This window comes from Aquimarina spongiae, assembly GCF_900141785.1.
Taxonomy (GTDB): Bacteria; Bacteroidota; Bacteroidia; order Flavobacteriales; family Flavobacteriaceae; genus Aquimarina; species Aquimarina spongiae.
In genome coordinates this window covers 270032-291451 of record NZ_FQYP01000002.1, presented here as the reverse complement: position 1 = coordinate 291451, position 21420 = coordinate 270032, and the positions used below count along the sequence as shown (strand labels likewise).

26 protein-coding genes are annotated in these 21420 nt (G+C 37.6%); 4 read left to right on the top strand and 22 right to left on the bottom strand.

Features of this window, described 5'->3' with window-relative positions:
* Positions 1-14: 14 nt before the first annotated feature.
* From BUE24_RS06040 to BUE24_RS23700, 3 genes are all read right to left on the bottom strand, one after another.
* Positions 15-623: a carboxymuconolactone decarboxylase family protein gene (locus BUE24_RS06040; protein WP_073314952.1), complete on the bottom strand. Its 609-nt coding sequence runs from the start codon at positions 621-623 to the stop codon at positions 15-17.
* 371 nt (positions 624-994) lie between these two features.
* Complete coding sequence (locus tag BUE24_RS06035; protein ID WP_073314950.1) at positions 995-1798, bottom strand: DUF1330 domain-containing protein; 804 nt, start codon at positions 1796-1798, stop codon at positions 995-997.
* 123 nt (positions 1799-1921) lie between these two features.
* Positions 1922-3637, bottom strand: a complete 1716-nt coding sequence (locus tag BUE24_RS23700; RefSeq protein WP_073314948.1) for a LytTR family transcriptional regulator DNA-binding domain-containing protein — start codon at positions 3635-3637, stop codon at positions 1922-1924.
* Positions 3638-3807: 170 nt separating this feature from the next.
* Here BUE24_RS23700 and BUE24_RS06025 point away from each other — a divergent pair, with 170 nt between their 5' ends.
* Together BUE24_RS06025 and BUE24_RS06020 are read left to right on the top strand one after the other, a co-directional pair.
* Positions 3808-4101 (top strand): hypothetical protein, encoded by a 294-nt coding sequence (locus tag BUE24_RS06025; protein ID WP_073314946.1) that lies wholly within the window; start codon positions 3808-3810, stop codon positions 4099-4101.
* A complete protein-coding gene (locus BUE24_RS06020; RefSeq protein ID WP_073314944.1) occupies positions 4098-4904 on the top strand; it encodes a DNA alkylation repair protein in 807 nt (268 codons plus the stop codon). Before BUE24_RS06025 ends, BUE24_RS06020 begins: the two co-directional genes overlap by 4 nt.
* 41 nt (positions 4905-4945) lie before the next feature.
* Here the strand turns inward: BUE24_RS06020 and BUE24_RS06015 are convergent, their stop codons facing one another.
* The 14 genes from BUE24_RS06015 to BUE24_RS05950 all read right to left on the bottom strand — a co-directional run bounded on the left by BUE24_RS06015 (position 4946) and on the right by BUE24_RS05950 (position 17350).
* Positions 4946-5392 (bottom strand): hypothetical protein, encoded by a 447-nt coding sequence (locus BUE24_RS06015; protein WP_073314942.1) that lies wholly within the window; start codon positions 5390-5392, stop codon positions 4946-4948.
* 261 nt (positions 5393-5653) lie between these two features.
* Positions 5654-6604 carry a bifunctional helix-turn-helix transcriptional regulator/GNAT family N-acetyltransferase gene (locus tag BUE24_RS06010; protein ID WP_073314940.1) on the bottom strand — a complete coding sequence of 317 codons (951 nt, stop codon included), beginning with the start codon at positions 6602-6604 and terminating at the stop codon, positions 5654-5656.
* A gap of 134 nt (positions 6605-6738) precedes the next feature.
* A complete protein-coding gene (locus BUE24_RS06005) occupies positions 6739-7557 on the bottom strand; it encodes an OmpA family protein (RefSeq protein ID WP_073314938.1) in 819 nt (272 codons plus the stop codon).
* A 66-nt stretch (positions 7558-7623) separates the two neighbouring features.
* Positions 7624-8055 carry a hypothetical protein gene (locus BUE24_RS06000; RefSeq protein WP_073314936.1) on the bottom strand — a complete coding sequence of 144 codons (432 nt, stop codon included), beginning with the start codon at positions 8053-8055 and terminating at the stop codon, positions 7624-7626.
* Between the two features lie 64 nt (positions 8056-8119).
* Complete coding sequence (locus tag BUE24_RS05995; RefSeq protein WP_084549423.1) at positions 8120-9022, bottom strand: DJ-1/PfpI family protein; 903 nt, start codon at positions 9020-9022, stop codon at positions 8120-8122.
* Positions 9019-9756, bottom strand: coding sequence for a PepSY domain-containing protein (locus BUE24_RS05990; protein WP_073314934.1), 738 nt, complete (start codon positions 9754-9756; stop codon positions 9019-9021). The genes BUE24_RS05995 and BUE24_RS05990 overlap by 4 nt, the downstream gene beginning before the upstream one ends.
* 15 nt (positions 9757-9771) lie before the next feature.
* Positions 9772-11037: a PepSY-associated TM helix domain-containing protein gene (locus BUE24_RS05985; RefSeq protein ID WP_244548129.1), complete on the bottom strand. Its 1266-nt coding sequence runs from the start codon at positions 11035-11037 to the stop codon at positions 9772-9774.
* A gap of 49 nt (positions 11038-11086) precedes the next feature.
* A complete protein-coding gene (locus BUE24_RS05980; RefSeq protein ID WP_073314930.1) occupies positions 11087-13237 on the bottom strand; it encodes a TonB-dependent receptor family protein in 2151 nt (716 codons plus the stop codon).
* 58 nt (positions 13238-13295) lie between these two features.
* Positions 13296-14318 (bottom strand): transporter, encoded by a 1023-nt coding sequence (locus tag BUE24_RS05975; protein ID WP_073315360.1) that lies wholly within the window; start codon positions 14316-14318, stop codon positions 13296-13298.
* A gap of 142 nt (positions 14319-14460) precedes the next feature.
* A complete protein-coding gene (locus tag BUE24_RS05970) occupies positions 14461-14787 on the bottom strand; it encodes a hypothetical protein (RefSeq protein ID WP_073314928.1) in 327 nt (108 codons plus the stop codon).
* A gap of 193 nt (positions 14788-14980) precedes the next feature.
* A complete protein-coding gene (locus BUE24_RS05965; protein WP_073314926.1) occupies positions 14981-15511 on the bottom strand; it encodes a hypothetical protein in 531 nt (176 codons plus the stop codon).
* A gap of 132 nt (positions 15512-15643) precedes the next feature.
* A complete protein-coding gene (locus BUE24_RS05960; protein ID WP_073314924.1) occupies positions 15644-16006 on the bottom strand; it encodes a VOC family protein in 363 nt (120 codons plus the stop codon).
* 10 nt (positions 16007-16016) lie between these two features.
* Positions 16017-16799: an anti-sigma factor gene (locus BUE24_RS05955; RefSeq protein ID WP_084549422.1), complete on the bottom strand. Its 783-nt coding sequence runs from the start codon at positions 16797-16799 to the stop codon at positions 16017-16019.
* Positions 16796-17350, bottom strand: coding sequence for an RNA polymerase sigma factor (locus BUE24_RS05950; RefSeq protein WP_073314920.1), 555 nt, complete (start codon positions 17348-17350; stop codon positions 16796-16798). Before BUE24_RS05950 ends, BUE24_RS05955 begins: the two co-directional genes overlap by 4 nt.
* Before the next feature lie 123 nt (positions 17351-17473).
* Here BUE24_RS05950 and BUE24_RS05945 point away from each other — a divergent pair, with 123 nt between their 5' ends.
* On the top strand, positions 17474-17992 hold the full coding sequence (locus BUE24_RS05945; RefSeq protein WP_073314918.1) for a fasciclin domain-containing protein: 519 nt from the start codon (positions 17474-17476) through the stop codon (positions 17990-17992).
* A gap of 59 nt (positions 17993-18051) precedes the next feature.
* Positions 18052-18399 (top strand): hypothetical protein, encoded by a 348-nt coding sequence (locus BUE24_RS05940; protein ID WP_073314916.1) that lies wholly within the window; start codon positions 18052-18054, stop codon positions 18397-18399.
* Positions 18400-18451: 52 nt separating this feature from the next.
* Here the strand turns inward: BUE24_RS05940 and BUE24_RS05935 are convergent, their stop codons facing one another.
* The 5 genes from BUE24_RS05935 to BUE24_RS05915 form a co-directional block, all read right to left on the bottom strand.
* Entirely contained in the window at positions 18452-18865 is a 414-nt protein-coding gene (locus BUE24_RS05935; RefSeq protein ID WP_073314914.1) for a hypothetical protein, read from the bottom strand.
* 36 nt (positions 18866-18901) lie between these two features.
* Positions 18902-19513 (bottom strand): trimeric intracellular cation channel family protein, encoded by a 612-nt coding sequence (locus BUE24_RS05930; protein ID WP_084549421.1) that lies wholly within the window; start codon positions 19511-19513, stop codon positions 18902-18904.
* Between the two features lie 32 nt (positions 19514-19545).
* Positions 19546-19887 (bottom strand): YdhR family protein, encoded by a 342-nt coding sequence (locus tag BUE24_RS05925; RefSeq protein WP_073314913.1) that lies wholly within the window; start codon positions 19885-19887, stop codon positions 19546-19548.
* A gap of 15 nt (positions 19888-19902) precedes the next feature.
* Entirely contained in the window at positions 19903-20334 is a 432-nt protein-coding gene (locus BUE24_RS05920) for a hypothetical protein (protein WP_073314911.1), read from the bottom strand.
* A gap of 82 nt (positions 20335-20416) precedes the next feature.
* Complete coding sequence (locus BUE24_RS05915) at positions 20417-21196, bottom strand: sterol desaturase family protein (protein ID WP_244548128.1); 780 nt, start codon at positions 21194-21196, stop codon at positions 20417-20419.
* Positions 21197-21420: the final 224 nt, after the last annotated feature.

Below are 21420 nucleotides of genomic sequence, written 5' to 3'. Positions count from 1 at the left end.
CGTTTGCTATTTGCTTAGCGATAATCTGTTTTAAAAACTTCAAGTCCTTCGGTAAAGGGTTGCATAGGCTCATCCACTTCGTTGATTGCAAGTTGATTCGCAAAATTAGAGATCACTTTTACTGCAATGTTGGTGATCACATCCAAAGCTTGTGCATTGTTGTACCCTGCATTTCTAAATGCTTCTAGTTCGGTATCATTCACACGACCATGTTTTTGGTAAACACTAATCGCAAAAGCACGTAATGCATCGAATTTTTCACTAGATAAAGCCGTTTTACTACGTAAAGCAGCTAAATCCTCTTCTGCAGAACCAAAAAATACTTTTCCGGCAAGGGTGTGACCAGCAGTACAATATTTACACTCATTTTCTACGGCGATACTCAATTGCACGATATTGTTTTCTTCTGGAGAAAGACTACCGATTTTATCCAGATTCCATTGGGCATGGATATAAGAAAGTAACGTCGCTTCAGATCCGCTTAATAGTTTGGTGAGATTAGGGATAAAACCAAAAGTTTCGCTCGACCAATCATACACCGCCTGTACTTCTTTTGACGGGTTTTCTCGCAGTTCTAAATCGAATCCTCTTAGGGTTTGTTTTTTTTCTGTTTTAGTTTCCATTTTTAATGTGTATTTAAGTTATTTAATGTTATCAAAGATGTTTATATCGTTTTGCTTTGATTTCTTTGTGTAGTGAACAGGTATGAAGAATGAATGATGGTGAATCGTCTTGTAGTAAATGGGTAAGACATTCTGTATGCTTGTTTTGAAAATTGAGCGAGAGAGCACATCATCCCGCCCAATTTTCGTTAAACAAACGAACAATCATCAATCAATCACTATCGCTACCAAAATCCACCTTTGAAAAGAAGGTAATACAAGCTCTTTTTAGATTTCTGTGTTTGACACTTGCATTCTTTTTTTGTTGAGTTTTTTTTGGAGGTTTTTTCTTTCGATCTCTTTTTATTTTTCATGACAACCTCCTTTTGATATTATAGGATAGGTTTGATGTGAAATACATCGATATAAGGAGCGCCCTGGCTTCTTTTTTCCTTATGCTGTTGAAAAGCTTTTGTTTTCTCAAAGCGCGCCTGAGAGTCTGGCCCACCTTTCCATTGTGCAAAGGCAATTACCGAAGGGTGATAATTTTGGTCATAGACTCCCGGGATAGGGTTGAGGTTAACAATAGGAGTGTACCCAAATTCTGGTTTTGAAGCTGTAGGTAGCACCGCCTGAAAATATTCTTGTAGCAAGTGTGCTTTTTTGGGATTTATAAAAATACCTGCAAAGTCATAAATCTGATCCGAAGAGATGGTAACGGTGACATCCTGTTCTACTTGAAAGTACCCCTGGCTTAAGAAACTCAATGCATTGTCTCTAATGTTTCTTAGTTTTAGGTATTCTGGATTGGATTCGAATGCTCTTTTTTGTTCGATACTATCCCATTCAAAAAATACTACCATTTGGTTGGGTTTATCTCCCAATACTGTTTTTACCACCGCAAAAGAAGCGATAGGTTTTGCTCCATAAGGAGTTGCTACCGGCATTACTTTTGGGAAATACTCTTCCATAAATGCTTTTTGACCTTCAGGTTTTACTGATAATAGGGCTACTTCGATAAGTTTGCCTGATTTAAAAGTGATGTTAGCAGATTTCACTACCGCAGAAGAGCTTTCATTTGTAATAGTAGCTTCTGCAAGTTGGTTGGTTTTTTCGGTTGATGGATTTTTGCAAGAGGCTATCGCCGAAAAGGACACGAATAACACCATCAAGGTTAAGAATTTTACTGTTTTCATTTTAATGATTTTTAAAAGTTTATTCAAATGTCGAAAGAGCACTTGCTTTTAAATCATTTATGTGATCAATGGGTAAGTGGTGAAAAAAATATGGGGAATTGTGTAGTAGTTGGGTAGGAATGACTATGCGGTGATATTGGTTAACAGCGTATGATCAAAACTACGGCTTACCGGTATTTCTATATCATGTTGTGGCTGGGTAATAAAGCGTGTTTTAGAATTCCCAAAGAGTTGAAAAGAGTTAGTCGTATTTAAAAGGTAAGTACGATGGATGCGTACAAAGGCATTTGGAAGCTGTTTTTCTATAGTTTTGAGCGTAGCGCGTACCAGTTTTTGTTCTAATCTGAAATTTTGAAAGAAATACAGACGAGAATAATTGTCTTCGGCTTTGATAAACAATAAGGCTTTTAAGTTCACCCGAATGGTTTCTTTAATGTCGGTATGTAAGGAGATGTAATCAACGTCTTCCACTTTTTCGGGCAACCACACCTGAGAAACCATCAATTGATACCGTTTCCATTTGTGGATGGGTGCTAATTGAGGATCGGTGAGAATAAATAACATGCCTGTACGTGCTTTCCAACCTTTTTCGATAAGGTCCATTACAGCTTCCCAATCTTTTCTGCCAGAATACACCTGAGTTTTGTAATTATGTAGCACCCGATTAGGAAATTGTTGTTCTATCCTATCAAAATGATCCAAAAAGTCCTGGGCTTCCTGATCATGACCAAATTTTCCGTAGAAATACCCCATTCTGGGAACATAAGGGGTGGTGTCTGATAAGTTTTTTTGTAATTTCCGTAGGTAACGAGAGGCAAGAGCTTCGTTTCCTCGCAAAGAGGCGATGTACATTAGATTCTCTAGAGAAGCAATGTCATTAGGAACCATTTTCAAGATGGAAAGAAAGGTTTTCTCACTGTCATCATAGAGTTCTGCACTCAATTGCACATCTCCGATCATATTCAAAATACCGGTGGATAGTGGGTCATACTCCAAAGCCGAATATAGGGCATCCAAAGCGGCATCGTATTCTTTTAACCCATACCAGAAAAAGGATAATTGTTGGTAAGCTTCGCTGGCATCTACATATTTCTCTAGCCCTTCTTCTATACTGTTGTAGATATTTCGCCAATCCAGATTGTAAAAAAAATCAATGAGGTTTTTGTCAATGATAGCTTCACCAGATTCGGGATTGAGTTGTAATGCCTGATCGATCGCTTTTCGTGCTTTTGGATACACGGTATCTGGTTTCTCTAAGCCTCGTCCTGCCTGAAAGATGTAACATTTGGCCAGTTTTAAGTATGCGGGTGCAAAATTGGGCTCTTTTTGGATCACCTCTTGGAATAATGCTATGGCCTCTGCAACATTTTCTGGAGTCCATCGGTTAAAATGATACCCCCCAAGCATAAATTTTTGATACAGCTCAGGGTGGGTGAGTTTTTGTACGGTGAGGGGTTTTTGTTTTTCTTCTTTGATTTGTAGCAATTGTAAAACAGCAGTTCGACAACGCTCTCCAAGGGTAAAGATGCTGGCTTTGGAAATAGAAATGGTGGTTTCTTCTATTTCGTTAAGATCAAGCCTGTGGTATTGTATATGCACTTTTAATGCATCTTGCTCTATAATCGTACCCGTAATCACGCGAATCACATCCAATTGGGTGCTGATGTGTGCTAAATTAGCGGATTGTGCTACGGCTACCTGGGTGGATTGCTTAGAGATTACCGTATACTTTTGTGATGGACCAAGCTCTTGCATTAGCACTTCCTGAATGCTGTGCGACAGAAACTGTAGTTGTTCTCCTTTATACTCAAAGGGTAATATGGCTATTCTCTTGGTCATATAGATATTGATGATCCTTTATGATACAAATATATGTATAACATAAAAATTTTGGTTGGTATGTAGTGAATGGGTATGTAGGGATACTATATACCTTTACATTTGTACTTGTGATACCCTATGACTTCATACTGGATTTATTATATTCGTTACCCTTACGGACCAAAAAGATGTTTGGGAACGTAGGGATCTATGTAGAAGAAAAAATCGTATTGGCCACCCGGTTCAAAGATCATAGTCCTGTAGATAATGGGATTTGGATCGCAACCAAAGTAGCATATCAACCTATTTTGAAGGAAATGTTCCCCTCTTTACGAAATTTGGAAACCTACAATATTAAATCCTGGCTGTTATTACCTGATGAAGCAGATGATTTTGAGGAAGCAGCCGCAGCCATAGCAGAGCTAATCAAACAGAATAGTCATTTAATCGGTGTAATTCCTAAATCAAAAAATAAAAAATGATCCCAGAGCACATCCAAAACAGAAAAGGTCCTAGAAGCTTAAAAGACTTAGATCCAGAAGTCATAGAATATCTAAATGCCGGAAAAGTAGAAACCAAAAACTTAATGGAATGGTTGGCTACCGATCAGTTGGTATTACTAAAGACGGTTTTGGAACCTTTGGGAAAAATGGATTGGTTTTCCTCTTTTGAAGACGCAGTAAATGCACAAAAAAAGCCAACAGCCAATAGCAATACCAAAGTAATAGGAGAAGTTTTTGCTGAACTTTCGGATGTTGCTTTTATTCGTAAACACTTATCCAGTCATCCCAGTGATATTGTACGTTGTTGGAGCTGCTGGGCAGAAAGTTTGTTTTATGATGTGGTTGCCGATTTATTATCAGCGATGCAACCCTATGCTGCGGATTCCCATTTTGGAGTACGGGAGGTAGTTATTTTTGCAAGCAAAGAGCGAATGATTGAGGATCTGGATTCGGCCATTCAAATATTATCTGGTTGGACAAAGGATCAGGACGAAAATATTCGTCGTTATGCCGTAGAATCCTTACGACCAGTAGGGGTATGGACCAAAAAAATACTGGCTTTTCAGGAGAACCCTCAAAAAGGGCTTTCGCTTATCGAACCGGTAAAATCCGATCCCTCAAAATATGTACGAGATTCGGTAGGAAACTGGCTCAACGATGCTAGCAAAACACAACCTGATTGGGTGAGTATGATCTGTACCACCTGGTCCAAAGACTCGGCTACCAAAGAAACGACTTACATCGTTAAAAAAGCAATGCGTACCATCGCCAAGACGAAGTAAGAACAAAAGTAAAATGCATCAGAGTAAGTGATGCATTTCTTTTATTTTATGCGTTTATAGTTTTCGGCATGGTAATAATGTCCATTTTCATCCAGATCAATTTGTTGATAAGAATCAGGACCAACAATTAGCTCAAAAGTAAATACTTTGGTGGTATCCAGGATTTTCATCATAGAACCAGAGGCGTACTCTAGACGTTCTTCGAGAATACCATCTTTTATGGTGTATGTCCCGTAGCCAAACCATTCGTTATTGTCTTTTGGATCGTAACGGGTCCACATGACTTTTCCTTGACTATACATTTTGATTTGTCGATATCCATTTTGATTCAGCAATGTATCCGCAATATGATTGTCCTGATACATGTATTGATGTTGTAATTCCCAAACACCTTCAAGGTTATAGAGCTCGCTATTGGGTTTGTTATTTTCCTGATTGATCGCCAGGAAGGAACAGAACCCCATTAGAATAAAAATTAAGGTTTTCATGATTGAGAGGTTTTAAAGTCTGTACCTCATTAAGTTACAAAAATTTAATGAGATAGAATCATTTTGGTTTGCTTTTAAGAAAGCTTTAAAACAAGTTTGATTCCTTTATGTATGGATAGCACAAAGAAGAAAAGAACGCTAAGATCCAGAACTACCATGAATCGGCGTAGGTTAGCTTTTAAGGTAAAACATTTAAACAACCATTATGAAATGGTTTTAAAAGTACTTCTACGCCGAAAACATAGTAGTTTGAAAAGTATATTATAACGTTTTGGCCATTTGAATATTACAACGCTCGTAAGGAGTAGGGTAGCCTACCACTTTTTCGAACCCTAGTTTGTGATATAGGTGTATGGCAGGTTTCAACACCGTATTGCTCTCTAAGTATACCGTTTTGGCTCCCAGAGATTTTGCTTTTTCCAGCGTCGCTTGCCCTAATATCCATCCAATACCTTTTCCTTTCGCCTCGGGAGCAACTGCCATCTTGGCGAGTTCGAAATCGTACTCTGGATGATCCATTTTGATCAAAGCACAGACTCCTACAGGTGTTTCGTTATACAATGCCACCAGAATTTCGCCTCCTTTATCCAAAATATAATCTTCAGGATGATCCAACGACTTATGATCGGTATCTTCCATTTTGAAGTGTTGCGTTATCCATGCCTCATTGAGCTCCTTAAAATGGGTTTTGTATTTGGGAGCGTAAGGAATGATTTGAACATGTTGCGCTTCTCTGTTTTTCTTAAGGGCTTTTACCCGTTTCAAAAGCGGTTTTTGCTCCAATAAGAACTCGAATTCCTGCAAGGCATTCCACATATTGTATGTACTCTGATTTAGAATTTCCTCAACGGCGTTTCGTACATCCAGATATTGATCTTCAATCTGAATAGCAATTTCTTTTCCTTTTGGGGTCAACCGAATATTGTTTTTACGGCCGTCGATTTTGTCTTTGTGTTCCGAAAGGATTCCTTCTTTGATCATTTCTTTTACGATCTTACTCACAGAAGGGTGGGAGTGACCAATCTCGGTTGCGATTTGAGTGATGGATTTTGATTCATCGTGGGATAGGAGATAAAATACAGGAAACCATTTTGGTTTTAATCCCACATCGTATAGATCATAGATCTTTGTAGCTTCTTCGGTAAGTTGTTCGCTTAACATTCTCAATCTTGAACCTATGGCCATGACCCCTGCCTTATCAAAAAAATCCATATTATTTTATTATTTACGTAACTGGTTACGTAAATGTATTAAAATTAATTGAATTTTCAAAAGCATCTATAAAGTAGGGGTATAAAAAAATCCGATCAATACGATCGGATTTTAAGGTATAAGGAGTTGTTTTTTTATCCTTTGTCGTTTTTCATATTATTCTTCACCAAATTGAAAAAACCATCAAATTTTGGATCAATAATAATTTTGGTCACCGTTTCTATACCATCGGTAGCATATTCGCTTTTACCTACAGCTTCCAAACGTTTAGGATCTACTTTGTAATCGTTTTGCAATACGCGAACCACAGAGGCCGCTTGTCTTGCACTTAGATCCCAATTATCTAATAAAGTTTTACCATCTAGCTTTAGCGCATTGCTATTTCCTTCAACAATTACGTTCAAGTCTTTACTTTTGTTCAGTACAGCAGCAATTTTTTCTAACATGGCTTTTCCACCGTCTGCCACCATATAGCTCTTATCATTGTCACCAAAAAGCATATCATTTGGTAATACAATATAGATCACACCTTGTCCGATTTTTACATTATCACCACCAATAGCATTTTTAAACGTGCTAAAAACAGCAAGGTTGGTAGAATCGGATTGTGTTAACGCATCATTTATGGTTTTCAGTTGTCTGTCTTTCTCCTGAATGATCTCTTGAGATTTCTTAAGATTTTCAGCCTTTTGATTAGACAGCTCTGTAAAATTACTCATGTTGGATAGTAAAGAAGCATTAGTGTCTTTAAGATCCTTTACCTGAGCTTCCATGGTCGCTACTTGTGTAAGTGTGGCTTTTTCTTTCTTTCGGGAATCACTTAGATCAGCTTTTGTGGTTTTTAGCTCTTTTCTAAGCTTGTCTATCTCTTCAAGAAGGTCCTTTTTCTTCTGGGCATATCCTGAAGATGCCGAAATAACTAGTACGGTTGCAAATAAAATTATTTTTCTCATTGGTTTAAGTGATTTGTTGCAGCTGCTAAAGTAAAACTTTTTTAGAAATTATGATAGCATAGCACTTTAGGGCTTTTGCAATATCGCTTTTGCGTTTTTAATACTGGCGTTAATTTGATCCCTTAATTTCTCAACTTTTACTTCTTCTTCTTGTAGTAATTTGAATTTGGCAGCCAACTTTTCTGGATCAGCACTATCGTTGGTTTCATCATGCGGGAAAGAATCGCTAAAGTTCCCCATCCAGCTCATCATATAATCATAAGCGTCTTTTACATCTTGTTGTGCTTTCGCGTAGTTCTGCCCTTGTGCGGTAGTATCTACTTTAGCTTCCAACTCTTTGATGAGTGAACTCATTTCTCCCATTTTTGGCATTACCTCGTCGTGCACATCAATTACCTTTTGCATAAGTGCGTCAAACTCCTGTTCTTCTTTGGATAATTGATTGCAAGAGAATAGTAGTACTGAAAGTATAAGGGAATAAAAAATACGTAGTTTCATTATGATTTAATTTTAATTGTTCAAAGATATTATTTATTGGTGTTGTTTTGTGATATAGCGTCTATTAGTTTTTCTCCGTAGACACCGTATGTAACAACTGGTCATACATTTTTTCGGTCATAAAAGTGACCACCTGATCGGTTTTATCCGGATGCCCACCTTCAAAAGGAGGATCGGGATCATATTCTAAGTTCAACGCAGTAAACTGCGCATAATTGCGTCCCATAATATGATCTACCAGAGCAAGACTCATATCAATCCCTGCCGATACCCCTGCACTGGTCCAGTATTTACCATCATGGGTGTATCTTTTTTGTACAAATTGAGCCCCGTATTTTTCGAGATTTTCTTCGGCTTTATACCAATTGGTAGTGGCCTGTTTTCCTTCTAACACACCCGCTGCTCCCAAAATCCAGGCCCCAGTACACACACTTGCGGTGTATTTACTTTTTTGATCAATTTTACGAATCCAGGAGAGTAATTCCTGGTCTTGAGTAGCTTTATAGGTTTCTACCACACCCCCGGGAACAATGAGTATATCCAATTGTTCGATGTCGTTGATACTGTGATCCACCTGTATCTTTACGTTATCGCTACTGGTCACCAGTCCTTTTTCTCTACCGATGAGTAGTTTTTGTGCAGGATGGATATGATTGAGTACTGAGAGTGGTCCCATGGCGTCCAACATAAAATATCCTTCATACAACAGGATTCCTATGGTTTTGATGGTGTCTCTTGGCGGTTCGTAAACCGCTTGCATTAATTCGGTATGGGATAATGCATTTAGCTCTTCAAGAGTATATGATGATCCGTCTTGCTTTACAATTCGATCTTTGGAAAGACCGACGTTTTTTTCTTCTTTTTGCTGTATAATGTTATTCTGCTCAGTTGTAATAGAGATTGGCTCTTGTTTTTTACACTGTGCAAATAGCACAAGGCTTAGAAGCAGTATTAAAAAATTCTTCATGACTTTTTTCTTTTATTCAATGTTTTAGAAGTCAACCCATACAATAGAAAGCCAGAGAAAATAGTAAAGAGTCCAAACAGCGAAAACGCTCTTAATAATAAGTTGTTGAAATTATCACGCTCCTGATAATCCATGGTGTGTAACATCCAAAAGAAATCAAACACTCGCCATTGGTTGTTCCTAAACGTCTGCACATTACCATAGTCTACCGAAACGTAAACCGTGGTATTGGCAGGTTGATCAAAAGTAATGGCATAAGCAGGTAACGGCCTACCTCGATATTCGTGATGGTTTCCGGTTTCGGTGATATATTCAACCTCGGTCAGCTCTGCAGTAACATTCAGTTTTTCTTTGGCGACTGCAATAGCTTCTTCCTTGGTTAGCTCTTTTCTTTTTTTTCCGGTTATGGCGTCTACCAAAAGCACTTGTTTCTGTTTGGAATTGCCATATTGTATTCTGTATATCGGTTGTTGTAGAATAGTAGAGAGTTCGAGGGAAATCAAACTATCTCTTTCTGTAATATGGTCCTTCAGAAATAGCTGTGGAGGGACATAATCCAAATGATACGGAATCTTTTGAGCACTATTTTTTAGGTTGTCCCCTCTAATTTCGTCAATATTAGTCCAACTAAAATAGAGCCCTCCTATTGTCCACATCAAGAATTGTAATCCTAAAATAAGACCCAGGTATCTGTGCCATTTTCTGGTCGCTCTTACTATTTCACGTTTTTTCATAATCATATTTTCTGGTTAGGATGCTGGAACAGGATGTACTTTTTTTCTCTTCAGCTTTCTAAGATACTCGATTAGTACTAACAGTAGGATACTTGCCCCAAACAAAGGGAAAACAAGTCCTAAAATTACGACAACGATGGCTATGCCATATCCTACACGAAATGCAACAGGAACTTTTGGGATGCCCCAGCTTCCTTTACGTTTACGCAATACATAGGATACTAATGCCGAAATACTCATTATCGTTAATACCAAAGCGACTCCTAGCATCAACCACCAATTCCATTTACCAAATTCTCCTTGATGAAAAGCCATGACCCACATTCGTGCCCTCATCAGGATCCCTACATCTGCCCAGGCTACCGTCATCATTTCTTGACCCGAATACTGATCATAATGGATCTTTTTTTGCGACTCAAGATCACTAGGGTTTTGGTTAGAGATGCTAAAAACACCTTTGGGACCCTTTGGGAAATGTATCGTGGTTTGACCAGGAAGCTCTAAGGCAACCGCTTTGGCCACCATTTCATCCAGTGTAATCGCATTTCCTGTGGGTTGTGATTGTAATCCTATCCCATGCCAGGTTTTGGGGAAACCGGTATTTGTTACCTTTTGTACATATTTAAAATTTTCTCCAAATACATCTGTCCAGGGGAAACCTCCTGCCAATACCAGTATCAATAGTCCCGAAATCCAAAATCCGCTGATGGCATGTAAATCTCTAAAAAAGGTGCGTTTGCCATGTTTCCATCTGGGGATAAAGAATCCGGAGAGATTCCATTTTCTAGCCGGCCAAAATATGTAGAGTCCAGTTACGATAAGCACCACCATCCAGCTGGCGATAAGCTCCACGATTTTAGTTCCAAAAGATCCCATAAGCAATTCACCATGTAATTTTCGAACTTTGTACATATCGGTTTTTTTGGTAATTACCTCACCAGAAACTTTGCCTGTATAGGGATTGATATACAAGTCACTTTTCCCGCTAAAACGACCCGAGACAAATTGAGTTGCCTGGTTGTTTTTTGTGGGAACAATCATCGAATTTGGTTTTTTGACCGCATTTTGATTTGCAATTTCCCATTGTTCCTGGAAACCGATAGGCTCTCCTTGAACACTAACCTCGGTAATGTGCTGTTGTTTTTTGGCTTCATAATCCGTTTTGAAAAGATAGATACCACCAGTGATCGAGAGGATAAGGATAAAAGGAAGGGTGATCAGTCCGGCCAGGAAATGCCATTTCCAGAGCCATTTATTTAATTTTTCGTTTTTTTTCATCATTCAAAAAAATGAGACCCGACGAATGGTCGTTTCATCAGGTCTCAATGGTTTAAAAATTATATCGCATCCCTACATGAAAAGCTCGGGGATTTCCTACCGTAAAGCTATTTTCTCCTCTAAATCGATTAAAAGAAGCTCTTGCAGCATACAACTCATCAAAGACATTGAGCGCATGTCCCCACAATTCGAATCCTTTGTAAGCAACATTCGCTCTTAGGTTGAACACACTGTGTCCATCGTAGGTAGCGGTGCCAAAAGTACCATCTTCGTTTTCTACCTGACCTTCGAAACTGGTATTGTATTCACCCACCAACTCGTGTTCTGCAGTAACACTGAACCCTAAATCGGTGTTGATATTTTTTCGATAGGTAATCAAAGAATTTCCTAATAGGTTAGGAGCAGTTTCTCTATCGGTATCCGAGAAGTCTACTCCGCGATCAAAGAAATCTATATATCTGTGCATCGCATAACTACCATTGTGTGTAATGGATAATTCTTTGATAGGAGACCATGTAACTCCATATTCAACACCATAAGATCTTGTTTTTCCTGCATTGGTATTGAAAAAGTTATCATCAAGATCTCTTAACGTGATTAAGGTGTTTTGTCCATCCAAAACATAAATGGCGGCATCTACTTTGAATTTTGAAGAAGATAGGTATCCTCCAATTTCATAGTTATTGTAACGACTTGGCTTGATTCCTATTAAATCGTTACGATTACGATACAAGGTAGATACTTGTGGTGGCGTAAATCCTTGCGAATAATTGGCATACACTCCAGATCTTGAAGTGAAATTGTAATTCACTCCCAATTTTGGTGTAAGATTGTTGAAATTATCTACAGCATCATCAACTCCTACAATACCATCTACCTGGTTGTCATAATCATATTCGAAGCCATCATAACGAAGTGCGGCCGTTACTTTTACCTGATTTACAGGAGATATTTCGTACTGGAAAAAACCAGCATAGTTAAAAATATCCGCCTCGTAGTTCAAGATATACTGTCCAGAGTTGATCGTAAAATCAATGTTTCTACCTGTTTCTGGATCTACGATAACATTGGTGCTTTCTGCCATATACTCCTGAGGAGAATAATCTGCTGTAGCTCCTACAATCAAAGAGGAGTTGGCAAAGTTCATGTTTACTTTGTGTTGAACTAAACCAACATAACTTCTGAATTGATTGGAGTTGATCTCTCCAGACCCAAAGCCAGTAAGTTGCCCTTGGTTTCTGAATTGACGAATTCTATAGGATGGATTCTGATCCATACGATTATCACGGACGATCAGGTTGAACGAGGTTTTGTTTTGTTCGTTCCATTGGGTGTTGAATGTACTTCGTACTCTAAACGCCAATGCATCTCGTTCTGTAAACGTTTGGTCACTTTCAAAATTACCACTTTCGTAATCCGCTTCACTCAAAGAACCGGTCATATCCGAACGATAATCCACCAAATCTACAACAGTTGTCCAATTGAATTTTTCGGTTATATCATATACCGTTTTAAAGGTAATGGCCGTTTTCTCGTAATCACTATGCTCAATAGGACCATCTTGTCGTTGTACATGTTGTCCACCCAAATAAAACCCAAATTGTTCACTAGGTGAATCAGAAACTTCAAATTCGTAACGCGTTAATCCCAGGTCGTTGGTTTGGAAACCTACGCTACCACTCAAATCTTCGGACGGAGATTTTGTAATAAAGTTAAAACTTCCACCGATGGATTCACTACCGTAGATACTAGATGCGGGTCCTTTTAAAACCTCTACACGGTTATAAGCCACATCATTCATTTCTAATAATGCATTGTGATTAAAAACGGAGGTAGGTCGTATTTGCAGACCATCTTCCAGGTATAAAAACAATGCTTTTGTAGATATCGGAGAACGAACGGCCATAAAGTGTTGTTCGTTACTTGCTACCCTTGAAGTCGACATAAAAACTCCAGGTACTTGATTCACCAGTTGATCGATTCCAAATGCTTTGGTTTCTTTTAAGGCCTTTGCATTTAAGGTAGAGATAGAACCTGGTACTTCAGATCTTTTTTGTATTTCTCGACTAGCCGAAGTCACAATAACTTCTTCTAGTGTTTCTTCTGACATAATCGTATCCTGTTCTTTTGTTGGATACTCATTTTGTGCATAGGTCTGTATTCCTGCAAGAAGGAATAAGATATATAATAAATTGTTTTTCATTGCTATTGAAATTGTTGCTCATGTAGTTGAGACACTACACGTCAACAGTTGTATATATTTATAAAGCGTATTGTAATCCTAGTGTCATGGTTTCCTTATTTCTAAGCTGAACACCGTTCATATTCTGAAATATGGGTAGTGCTGCTTCGAAACCTAGTCTTAAGTTCTTTAATCCCCCTTGAAAAGCGTAAAGATTAAAACCTAAACCAGCATTAGCATAGGTCATTCCAGAGTTTGCCGTATCTGCAGTAATCACCATCATAGGATTTAATGCTGGATTAGCTCCTTCGATCCTGTCGATAGCACCTAGTTCAAAACGTCCAGAAAAGCTTAACCAGTTGGTAGCTTTCAAAGCCAGCCAGTTATTGATGCTATATCGATTTCCTAATCGATATTCGTTATCGTTTTTACCCAATCGAAGTGTAGTTCTGGCCTGTGTTCCAAAAGAAAACTTGTCCCACTGTTTTAGGTAGGTCAATGCTAATTCCGGATCCCAGGTTCCGCTACCTATTTGCATAGGGTATGGGAGTATTACTTCGTTGGGAGCAGAAGCTGGAGTCACATCCATTTCATCAATACTACCGGTAGGGATAGAGATTCCTACTTGAGCATGCAACTGCTGTCTGTTGCTGTTAAAGAACTTGTATAGCACTGCAATTTTGGTGTCTCCAAATCCAGAAGCTTCTGTGGTAAATGTCCCTCCCATAGCGGTAATATGATCCATTTCGCTGGATAGGTAATTGGCCATAACCATCAAAGTGACTTTATCACTTGGTGCATACATGGCACCTAGCATATGCATTTGCATGGGCATCTGTGTAGGCGTAACCATGTAAATATCGTTTGGTCGTAGTGCATTAGAGAAAGGTACATTTTCACTACCGCGATTGAGGTCCTCCATATTCATATACATATAGCGATATGAGAACATGAATTCTCCTTTTCCGTGTGTATGATCTCCCATTACCGAAATAGGAGCATGTCCGTCTGGTCTTGATCCCGACCATTTGTTTTCTACTGTTTCCTGAGCAAAAAATAATTGTGTTGCCCCAAGAAATAGGGCATGTATATATAGTTTCATTATTGATAATTGATTGTATAGTTCATCCATTGTACGTGTTGAAACAGGAGTACAATAGAATTGCCATTTTTATTTAAAAATGAATGCATAGAATACTTCAAAGGCGTATTGCTTTGAGTGTTCCGTTAAAAAAAATAAATGGTTAAGAGAGGAAGAATTCCGGTGGATGATCTATGTCGTTGAGAATGGTTTTGATAACCAAATCCTCGGTTTTCCAATTGTGTAGATATTCGAAACCTAAAAAATCAGGTTTTTTGATGCGAACCGTATAATCTTGAAAGAAAAGAGGAATAAAAGCCTCTGCACTAATAATGGTGTCAGGTTGCTCTTCTGAAGGTTGTATTTTGGCCTTCATTTGACTCATTAAGTAACACTTACCATTACAATTAAGTTTGGGACGCTCTTTGTTTACACAATAGGTTTCCACAATATAATCGATATTGAGCTGATAGTACATGATTGTACTCATCTCCATAACCGGTTTTACGGCGAATGTGGCAAACAATAGTATTGAGAACAGAACCCTCATTAAATGCTACTAAATTTCGCGCAAAAATACGAATTCATGTGGTTTGATACTCACAAAAAATAAATAAGTTGTTGTTAAAAGTTGTTGAATAAGCACAAGAATATCGTATCCGTTCTATTTTCAGAGGATTACATTATTTGTTTTTAGTAGCGTACTTGCTAGGAATCGGATTTTCTTCAGTCTCTTGTGTCCAATAAATATTGATGATCCACCACCTTTTCCCATCATTAAGTAATTGGATGCTATTGATACCTCTCATAAATGGTGCTGTATCATTTTTACTTTTGAAAGATTCATAGGTGCTAAACACTTGTGTGATATTACCAAAGGTCTGTGTTTCCCGATGAATTTCATTTTCAAAAAAACCATTTTGAATCAACCATTTTCCTGAAGTTTGGATATAATCATCAGGGGATAGGTAACGTACTTGATATACTCCCTCTTTATCTTTTCCGGATGGGATCAGTTTTGCATCGGGTTTAAAAAGAAACCGAAACAATTCCCAATTACGTTCTTCTCCTTTTTCGCCAGAAATAACATCGTATAGGGTAGTAATGGCTTGGTCCAGGGTTTGTACTTTCTTGGTATAATCCGTGGTACTATCTTGTCCATGTGTTTCGCAGCAAAATACTAAAGCGATGAGAACCAATATTATATTTTTCATCTGTTTATATTTATTGTTTTTTAATAGTTCATACTTCGATGACACTAAGCGCGAGAATGGAATCGCCATATCATCTTTTGATTTGGTATCCACTTAATTGTTATGGCTTATTTCATATCAAAAGAAGTTGAATCAAATATCCTGAACAAAAAAGATAGCGTTATTGTTGGGATCATAAAAACCAAATTCGTGAGTATTCCAGGGAGTATGTTTTCTTAATTTGTCTTTGTTGACTGTACCCCGTTCTAAAAACTCTTCAAAAATAGGAGTAACATTTTCTACAAAGATTTTGATTACCGATCCGCCTAATAATGGATCGTCTTCGGTATCGGCATGCCATTGCAAATGTATTTCGAGATCATCTCTTTGTAAGCCGGCATACATGTGATCCCCAAACACCAATTCAAAGCCTGTCATTTCTTTATACCATTGTATATCTCTTTTGATATCGGCAGAGGGAAGAACAGGAACAATGAACGGAAGCTTTGCTGCCATATGCTAGTGGTTATAATAATACATTGGATATCAAACGCTCGACTGTAGGATGATCGTTACCGCCTTTGGGTTCAATCGTAATATTGATAGATTCGGCATTATCAATATACTTCATCACTATCATATTTTGATCCGATGGGATCACGCCCATATCAATCATTTCACCATCTACATCCGCCCACATTTGATACGTTTCAGCATCGGTTAACTTTGTTAGTCCTTGCGGATTTAAAATCACTGTTTTTTCTGAATGGTTGACATAGGTAATTGCAGAAGAGGTAGGTGATATTTGATTGCCTTTTAAGATTAGTTTTACCGTATTTGGGTTATTGATAGCCGTATACCATTTGCTGGTTTCATTCAGATTGTTCTCCAGGGATACAATTCTATCTCTTAAGTCATTGGTTTGATTTTGTACAACTTCTAAAGTTTCTTTAGCATCTTGCCATTGTGTATACAACCATAATCCACTAACCATAAACACCATGGCTAATCCAGCTGCAATAGCTAGGTAAGTTACTAATTGATTTTTTTGTGGTCTAGGGATGATAATAACTTCTTCATCGGTATCAGTAATATGATTTAGTACATTCGATTTGATATGAGCGGGTGGGGTAATTGCGTTTTCGAAAGCGATTTTTTCAAAATCATCTTCGATTTTACCCAAATAATCTCGCAAATCGGCATCTTCTCTCAAAAGATCTTCAACTTGAGTTCGTTGATCCTCGGAGAGCTCGCCAAGCAGGTACTGCTCTAATATTCCTGTATCTTTTATCGTATTCCTATCCATCATATCACCATTTCAGTAAGCACCCATAGAATAAGGAGTTCTTTTTGATATACTTCTCTAAGTTTTTTTAAAGCCTGTTTCACATATGATTTGAATGTACCCAAAGGGACATTCATTTCTTCATGAGCTTCGCGATGCGTAAGTCCATTAAAATAAACCAGCTCCAACGCTTTTTGATGATGAGGTTCAAGTTGCTTCAGAGAACCGTCCAATTCTTGTATGTCTATTTTCGGTTCTTCGTCAGTCTTATTTATATATACACTCAAATCCTCATTTTGGATGAGCTTATTGGGATTACGTAAAGAATTTAACGTTTGGTTTTTAGCAATTCTGTAGGACCAGGTAAAGAATTTTCCCTTTTTCGGATCGTATTGATTCGATTTTTCCCAGATCTTCACAAATGTTTCTTGCAATAGATCTTGTGCCATAGCCTCATTTTTACAAATACGTAAAATAACCCCATACAATGCACCAGAGTAGTGGTCATAAATCTCTGAAAGTGCTTTGCTGTCTTTCTGTTGTAACCTTTGTATAAGCTCTAAATTATCTTGCATTTTATGGGCTAGGGTTATCCAAATTTAAAAAAAAATGAGTCAATCTCATCCAAAAGGAAAAAACATGTGTATATGATAATGTAAAGCGCGCAGAAAAAATGTTTAATTATTAAAATAAAAATCATGAAAAAGTTAATTTTTGTTCTTTCAACCTTATTCTTATTCTTAGTTGCCCAAATGGCTTCTGCTCAAAACAATAAAGACATTGTAGATGTAGCAGTATCCGTAGATGATTTCTCTACATTAGTAGCGGCAGTAAAAGCTGCAGACCTGGTAGGTGCATTAAAAGGAGATGGACCATTTACAGTATTTGCTCCAACCAATGATGCATTTGCAAAAATCGATTCAAAAACCTTAAACAGTTTATTAGAACCAGCAAACAAAGAAAAACTTTCTGCTATTCTAACTTATCACGTAGTAAGCGGAAAATTGGCTGCTGGTGATGTAGTAAATGCCTTGAAAAAAGGAGGCGGTAAAGCCGAAGTAACTACACTACAAGGTTCAAAATTAAAAGTAATTAAGAAAGACGGTAAAATTTGGCTGAAGGACCAGAATGGTAACTATAGTCAGATCGTAAAAACTGATGTAATGGCCAAAAATGGAGTGATCCATGTGATTAGTGATGTGGTAATGCCTAAGTAATGAAGGCAGACTATCTGTTGGATCACCCAACAGATAGTCTTTTCATAAAAAATAACATTATGAAACATTTCTTATTACTACTCATCGTTGCTGGTGTTTTAAGTTCTTGTGATGCTTATAAGACCACATTAGAATTAGATCCTTCTCAATCTATGGGGATTACAGGTATAGGGCCTGGTCAAGATGCTGTAATTAATCCTTATTTTGGATACGATAGTTTTATTATCATTAAAAATAGAGGGGAAAATCCTTTTGGAGTTAGGATTCAAAACAATGGAGAAATTATAAAGAGGACTGATGTTGCTCCCGCTACAACGGCTAGGTTTAAACTTAACGGAAAAGATCGAGTATTCTTTGATGCTACATCAAAATCTGTGGCAGTTGTAAGATTTGAAGCGATAGACTAGGGAATCAAATTTGCTATGAAAATGACAGAAGCGCCTTAACCAAGGTGCTTTTTTAGGTAAAAGGTAACAGGTCCGGTGCTACGTATTCTTTTTTGGCACGATCGGCTGTAAAAATATTCCAGCTGTAATGACTGGCTATAAGCTCTTTGAAATTATTTTTCAACCTGGGAAATTCTTTAATGAAGTCTGTAAAACTTTTGCTAGTTGATTTCTGCATAAAATGATAGACCATTTGCACAGCTGCGATGGTTACTGTTTTATTAAACTTGCCAGGATCACCATGTTTGGTAGCAAAACGAAGAATTTGGTCACAAATGGTTGTTGCTGCTTTTTTTGGACCTGTATGTTGGATATGAATCCAGGCCAATCGCAAATGCGCTTCGTGAGTAAAAAGAGCAGGAGCAAGGCTTAGTTGCTGAAACTGCTTTTTGAAATCGAGATCGGATAATTCGTTATGCTTTTCCATAGGACAAAAAATAAGTAATTACTTTTTCTACTGAGGTTAGCTCTTTATAAAAAAAGTAGGCAATGAGATTTTATATTTCACAACTACCAGACGTATCGTAATGATAAGCAATGTGGTAGCAATATAAATGATGTTTTGGTCAATAGCAAAAACATATAAAACCATAAAACATATTCCTCCGGCGATAGATGCTGTAGCATAAATTTCTTTTCTGAAAATTACCGGAATCTCATTACAAAGAATATCCCGTATTACACCACCAAAACATCCTGTCATAGCTCCCAAAGCAACAGAAATAATAGGCTCAAGCCCAGCATTTATACCAGTTTCTACCCCAATAATGGTAAAAATTCCTAATCCAATGGTATCAAAAAGGAAAAGCGATCTTTTAAGATATCCTAATTTATTTCTAAAAATGATCGCCAGAGTTGCCGCTATTCCTATCAAATAGATATTGAGCGTATTCTGCATCCAGGAAACAGGAGTATTACCAATTAGGATATCTCTCACGGTTCCTCCTCCGATAGCAGTTACAAACGCAATGATAAAAATACCAAACGGATCAAGTTTACGATTGATCGCACTAAGTGCTCCAGAAATAGCAAAAGCTATGGTACCCAAAATATCTAAAGCAGTAAAAATGGTCATTAGGCTTCATTTTGGGGATAAATGTAGCGTATCTATTTGGGATTATGATCTTTCGTATAATATTTTGTGTTCTTTCCATTGATTTCTAGATGAACTATTCCAGTGTCCATTTTCAATGTATCGGGGATAATACCATATTTTAAACCAATTCCTTGAATTAGAAAGTAACTCAAATACTCTCTGGCTAACTTTAGGTTTTCAAACAAATAGGTACCTCCAATGATGCTGGTTTCCGGATTAGTATAATAGTACTTGGTGATTAGCCCTTTTACATTTGCCGTCTCATCCAAACTTTTGATAGAGATTTTTTTTAATTGTTTAGGGGATAAAGTTGATTTAAACTGCACGTTGACAATTACTTTTTCATTTAACATGAATGCTTGCTGTATTTATGATGTGATTTTATTTTGATTTGAAGGTGTTTTTATTGAGATATAGACAGATATCAGTAACATCAGAAGCGCGTTTATCTTAAGCAATATGGCGCTGGTTTTGATTGCCGTTGCATTGTTTCGAATTGCATATAGATAGATGATGAGTATCGCGGAGATCAGCACGTTTACAAGAATTTCAATTAAGTCTCTGGAAAAGACATGCTCCTTTTTGGGATATAAAATATCGCTTGTATAAAAAAGCATGTTTACTATGATATAAAACAAGGTGGCATTATATACTTCGAGATACACCAATTTGGAGGTACTCAAACTTTGTTCTGGGACAATTGAAAACAACAGTATACCATATACTAATGCGCTTATGGTAGATCGATTATTTAAAAATCTACGGTAGATTTTGTTACCTATGTTTGTGATCGTTTTCATGAGATACATTTTTTGGAGCTCATTTGAAGAATTGCCCCGGTTTTACCCTACAAAAACCAGGGACAATTGCTTCTCGCTCAACTCAACCCTCACTTTGTTGTGAGATATCTTTGAATAGTAACATGTCTTTTACTTTACTGGAACCACCGGGATAAAAACCAGTTTCATGATCATAACTTTTAGGGTTTCTAAACGTCCCAAAAATCATATCTATAATGGGTAAGTCAGCATAGTTATCGGCATGAATCCCTCGGGCATGGTGATAGGTATGCGCTTCTGGACGTTGCACGATATATCCTATCCAACTCGGTGTTTTGATATTGCTATGCTGAAAAATCGCCAAAAATGTGGTTCCTAGGATGATCAATGTGGTAGCCTCTGGTGTAAAACCTGCAATAAGTACCAGGCATAAACTACCCAAAAAGGTAAACCCGATCATATCCATTGGACTAAAATAGAAAGCTCCGTAACTGTCTAAACGTTCTGCGCTATGATGCATTTGATGAAATATCTTCCACAGTGCATCATTCTTGTGCATCGTTCTATGCCATAGGTATAACCCTAATTCGTATATCAATACGCCTACGATTACTCCCCAAGCGGTACCTAAAAAGGTAAGATCAAAAAGTTGGTACTTGGCCAGATATCCATCCCATAACAATGGGAAGTAGGTGGATAAAAAGAAAAATACCACAAAGGCAATCATACCTTTAAGTTTCCAGAATTTTACCTTAGGTAAACTTCGGGCTGGAGCAATACCTTCCCAGATCATTAGACCGGCATACATGGCTAATACAACTAATGATATGGGGTCTGTAATAATTTCTAAAGGGGTAGGCAACGCGTTTATTATCTCTTTCATAATTTCTCCTACTTTTTGTTATTTAATCTATTCGTAAATTCAATTTTCCTTCTGATCCAAAATTGTTTTATGGATCTTGTTTCCTCATTTTTAAACATCATATTATTTTTTACAACTTTAAACTTTGATTTGTTTTCCGGGATCAAAAGTATAAGGGTTGCTGAGGTTTAGGAAAGAATAGGGGTGTACCCGTGGTGAGCATCTTTTTATTAAAAGTAGACCAC

Excerpts from the sequence above, each read along its gene's own strand:
- BUE24_RS05955 (WP_084549422.1), bottom strand. The coding sequence starts at position 16,799 with ATGATGGATAGGAATACGATAAAAGATACAGGAATATTAGAGCAGTAC.
- BUE24_RS05950 (WP_073314920.1), bottom strand. The coding sequence starts at position 17,350 with ATGCAAGATAATTTAGAGCTTATACAAAGGTTACAACAGAAAGACAGC.
- BUE24_RS05945 (WP_073314918.1), top strand. The coding sequence starts at position 17,474 with ATGAAAAAGTTAATTTTTGTTCTTTCAACCTTATTCTTATTCTTAGTT.
- BUE24_RS06035 (WP_073314950.1), bottom strand. The coding sequence starts at position 1,798 with ATGAAAACAGTAAAATTCTTAACCTTGATGGTGTTATTCGTGTCCTTT.
- BUE24_RS05985 (WP_244548129.1), bottom strand. The coding sequence starts at position 11,037 with ATGATGAAAAAAAACGAAAAATTAAATAAATGGCTCTGGAAATGGCAT.
- BUE24_RS06025 (WP_073314946.1), top strand. The coding sequence starts at position 3,808 with ATGTTTGGGAACGTAGGGATCTATGTAGAAGAAAAAATCGTATTGGCC.
- BUE24_RS05960 (WP_073314924.1), bottom strand. The coding sequence starts at position 16,006 with ATGGCAGCAAAGCTTCCGTTCATTGTTCCTGTTCTTCCCTCTGCCGAT.
- BUE24_RS06010 (WP_073314940.1), bottom strand. The coding sequence starts at position 6,604 with ATGGATTTTTTTGATAAGGCAGGGGTCATGGCCATAGGTTCAAGATTG.
- BUE24_RS05925 (WP_073314913.1), bottom strand. The coding sequence starts at position 19,887 with ATGTTAAATGAAAAAGTAATTGTCAACGTGCAGTTTAAATCAACTTTA.
- BUE24_RS06015 (WP_073314942.1), bottom strand. The coding sequence starts at position 5,392 with ATGAAAACCTTAATTTTTATTCTAATGGGGTTCTGTTCCTTCCTGGCG.
- BUE24_RS05915 (WP_244548128.1), bottom strand. The coding sequence starts at position 21,196 with ATGAAAGAGATAATAAACGCGTTGCCTACCCCTTTAGAAATTATTACA.
- BUE24_RS06005 (WP_073314938.1), bottom strand. The coding sequence starts at position 7,557 with ATGAGAAAAATAATTTTATTTGCAACCGTACTAGTTATTTCGGCATCT.
- BUE24_RS05930 (WP_084549421.1), bottom strand. The coding sequence starts at position 19,513 with ATGACCATTTTTACTGCTTTAGATATTTTGGGTACCATAGCTTTTGCT.
- BUE24_RS06040 (WP_073314952.1), bottom strand. The coding sequence starts at position 623 with ATGGAAACTAAAACAGAAAAAAAACAAACCCTAAGAGGATTCGATTTA.
- BUE24_RS06000 (WP_073314936.1), bottom strand. The coding sequence starts at position 8,055 with ATGAAACTACGTATTTTTTATTCCCTTATACTTTCAGTACTACTATTC.
- BUE24_RS05990 (WP_073314934.1), bottom strand. The coding sequence starts at position 9,756 with ATGAAAAAACGTGAAATAGTAAGAGCGACCAGAAAATGGCACAGATAC.
- BUE24_RS05995 (WP_084549423.1), bottom strand. The coding sequence starts at position 9,022 with ATGAAGAATTTTTTAATACTGCTTCTAAGCCTTGTGCTATTTGCACAG.
- BUE24_RS23700 (WP_073314948.1), bottom strand. The coding sequence starts at position 3,637 with ATGACCAAGAGAATAGCCATATTACCCTTTGAGTATAAAGGAGAACAA.
- BUE24_RS05970 (WP_073314928.1), bottom strand. The coding sequence starts at position 14,787 with ATGAGTACAATCATGTACTATCAGCTCAATATCGATTATATTGTGGAA.
- BUE24_RS05975 (WP_073315360.1), bottom strand. The coding sequence starts at position 14,318 with ATGAAACTATATATACATGCCCTATTTCTTGGGGCAACACAATTATTT.
- BUE24_RS05935 (WP_073314914.1), bottom strand. The coding sequence starts at position 18,865 with ATGGAAAAGCATAACGAATTATCCGATCTCGATTTCAAAAAGCAGTTT.
- BUE24_RS05940 (WP_073314916.1), top strand. The coding sequence starts at position 18,052 with ATGAAACATTTCTTATTACTACTCATCGTTGCTGGTGTTTTAAGTTCT.
- BUE24_RS05965 (WP_073314926.1), bottom strand. The coding sequence starts at position 15,511 with ATGAAAAATATAATATTGGTTCTCATCGCTTTAGTATTTTGCTGCGAA.
- BUE24_RS06020 (WP_073314944.1), top strand. The coding sequence starts at position 4,098 with ATGATCCCAGAGCACATCCAAAACAGAAAAGGTCCTAGAAGCTTAAAA.
- BUE24_RS05980 (WP_073314930.1), bottom strand. The coding sequence starts at position 13,237 with ATGAAAAACAATTTATTATATATCTTATTCCTTCTTGCAGGAATACAG.
- BUE24_RS05920 (WP_073314911.1), bottom strand. The coding sequence starts at position 20,334 with ATGAAAACGATCACAAACATAGGTAACAAAATCTACCGTAGATTTTTA.